The sequence below is a fragment of the Vibrio sp. B4-6 genome (assembly GCF_963888245.1).
Taxonomy (GTDB): Bacteria; Pseudomonadota; Gammaproteobacteria; order Enterobacterales; family Vibrionaceae; genus Vibrio; species Vibrio anguillarum.
On sequence record NZ_CAWPIM010000040.1, the window covers coordinates 1 to 3,214 of the forward strand.

The following is a 3,214-nucleotide window of genomic DNA, read 5'->3' on the forward strand; positions in this document are numbered from 1 at the left end:
GTGTTTGTTGTTATCAAATAAAAGTTCTCAACATCAATGCGTTTAACGTATTGATACCAAACACATTCAAGTGTTCTTGGGAAAGCTTACTTCGGTAAGTTTTCAAAATTGAGTCCGGCAAAATCAAACGTCTCTCGCTCATTCAAATAATGAGAGACAACCTTGGTGACTTGTCTGCAACACGAAACTTCTTCGGGTTGTATGGTTAAGTGACTAAGCGTACACGGTGGATGCCTTGGCAGTCAGAGGCGATGAAGGACGTAGTAACTTGCGATAAGCGTAGATTAGGCAGTAACAGCCACTTGAGTCTACGATTTCCGAATGGGGAAACCCACGTGCATAAGCACGTATCCTTACCTGAATACATAGGGTAAGGAGGCAAACCGGGGGAACTGAAACATCTAAGTACCCCGAGGAGAAGAAATCAACAGAGATTCCGAAAGTAGCGGCGAGCGAAATTGGACTAGCCCTTAAGCTTTTAATGATGCAGGTGAAGCCTCTGGAAAGTGGCGCAATAAAGGGTGATAGCCCCGTAACTGTTCCATCATTATAAGTGAAATCGAGTAAGGCGGGACACGTGTTATCCTGTCTGAACATGGGGGGACCATCCTCCAAGGCTAAATACTACTGACTGACCGATAGTGAACCAGTACCGTGAGGGAAAGGCGAAAAGAACCCCTGTGAGGGGAGTGAAATAGAACCTGAAACCGTGTACGTACAAGCAGTAGGAGCAGGCATTGTCCTGTGACTGCGTACCTTTTGTATAATGGGTCAGCGACTTATATTCAGTGGCAAGGTTAACCGAATAGGGGAGCCGTAGGGAAACCGAGTCTTAACTGGGCGCTTCAGTCTCTGGATATAGACCCGAAACCGGGTGATCTAGCCATGGGCAGGTTGAAGGTTGAGTAACATCAACTGGAGGACCGAACCGACTAATGTTGAAAAATTAGCGGATGACTTGTGGCTAGGGGTGAAAGGCCAATCAAACTCGGAGATAGCTGGTTCTCCCCGAAAGCTATTTAGGTAGCGCCTCGGACGAATACTACTGGGGGTAGAGCACTGTTAAGGCTAGGGGGTCATCCCGACTTACCAACCCTTTGCAAACTCCGAATACCAGTAAGTACTATCCGGGAGACACACGGCGGGTGCTAACGTCCGTCGTGGAGAGGGAAACAACCCAGACCGCCAGCTAAGGTCCCAAATTACTACTAAGTGGGAAACGATGTGGGAAGGCTCAGACAGCCAGGATGTTGGCTTAGAAGCAGCCATCATTTAAAGAAAGCGTAATAGCTCACTGGTCGAGTCGGCCTGCGCGGAAGATGTAACGGGGCTAAGTAGTAAACCGAAGCTGCGGCAATACAGTTTACTGTATTGGGTAGGGGAGCGTTCTGTAAGCCGTTGAAGGTGTGTTGTAAAGCATGCTGGAGGTATCAGAAGTGCGAATGCTGACATGAGTAACGATAAGGGGGGTGAAAAACCTCCCCGCCGGAAGACCAAGGGTTCCTGTCCAACGTTAATCGGGGCAGGGTAAGTCGACCCCTAAGGCGAGGCTGAAAAGCGTAGTCGATGGGAAACGGGTTAATATTCCCGTACTGCTTATAATTGCGATGGGGGGACGGAGAAGGCTAGGTGGGCCAGGCGACGGTTGTCCTGGTTCAAGTGCGTAGGCTAAGAGACTAGGTAAATCCGGTTTCTTGTTAGGCTGAGACACGACGTCGAGCTGCTACGGCAGTGAAGTCATTGATGCCCTGCTTCCAGGAAAAGCCTCTAAGCTTCAGATTATAAGCAATCGTACCCCAAACCGACACAGGTGGTCGGGTAGAGAATACCAAGGCGCTTGAGAGAACTCGGGTGAAGGAACTAGGCAAAATGGTACCGTAACTTCGGGAGAAGGTACGCTCTTATTGGTGAAGTCCCTCGCGGATGGAGCTGACGAGAGTCGCAGATACCAGGTGGCTGCAACTGTTTATTAAAAACACAGCACTGTGCAAAATCGCAAGATGACGTATACGGTGTGACGCCTGCCCGGTGCCGGAAGGTTAATTGATGGGGTTAGACTTAGGTCGAAGCTCTTGATCGAAGCCCCGGTAAACGGCGGCCGTAACTATAACGGTCCTAAGGTAGCGAAATTCCTTGTCGGGTAAGTTCCGACCTGCACGAATGGCGTAATGATGGCCACGCTGTCTCCACCCGAGACTCAGTGAAATTGAAATCGCTGTGAAGATGCAGTGTACCCGCGGCTAGACGGAAAGACCCCGTGAACCTTTACTACAGCTTGGCACTGAACATTGAACCTACATGTGTAGGATAGGTGGGAGACTTAGAAGCGCAGTCGCTAGATTGCGTGGAGTCGACCTTGAAATACCACCCTTGTCGTTTTGATGTTCTAACGTAGGCCCCTCATCGGGGTTGCGGACAGTGCCTGGTGGGTAGTTTGACTGGGGCGGTCTCCTCCCAAAGAGTAACGGAGGAGCACGAAGGTGGGCTAATCACGGTTGGACATCGTGAGGTTAGTGCAATGGCATAAGCCCGCTTAACTGCGAGAATGACGGTTCGAGCAGGTACGAAAGTAGGTCATAGTGATCCGGTGGTTCTGAATGGAAGGGCCATCGCTCAACGGATAAAAGGTACTCCGGGGATAACAGGCTGATACCGCCCAAGAGTTCATATCGACGGCGGTGTTTGGCACCTCGATGTCGGCTCATCACATCCTGGGGCTGAAGTCGGTCCCAAGGGTATGGCTGTTCGCCATTTAAAGTGGTACGCGAGCTGGGTTTAGAACGTCGTGAGACAGTTCGGTCCCTATCTGCCGTGGGCGTTGGAAGATTGAAGGGGGCTGCTCCTAGTACGAGAGGACCGGAGTGGACGAACCGCTGGTGTTCGGGTTGTCATGCCAATGGCATTGCCCGGTAGCTAAGTTCGGAATTGATAAGCGCTGAAAGCATCTAAGCGCGAAGCGAGCCCTGAGATGAGTCTTCCCTGGCACTTTAAGTGTCCTAAAGGGTTGTTCGAGACTAGAACGTTGATAGGTTGGGTGTGTAAGCGCTGCGAGGCGTTGAGCTAACCAATACTAATTGCCCGTGAGGCTTAACCATACAACACCGAAGGGGTTTTGTGGACTCAATGGAAGAACATTGAATGTGTGAATGAGAACGAAGCAGCTTTCCGAATTAAGAAATTTGCTTGGCGACCATAGCGTTGTGGACCCACCTGA

The 3,214-nt window shown here is 50.5% G+C and carries 1 rRNA gene; it reads left to right on the forward strand.

The features are described from left to right. Positions 1 to 203: 203 nt before the first annotated feature. A 23S ribosomal RNA gene (locus AACV20_RS11455) occupies positions 204 to 3,095 on the forward strand. Positions 3,096 to 3,214: the final 119 nt, after the last annotated feature.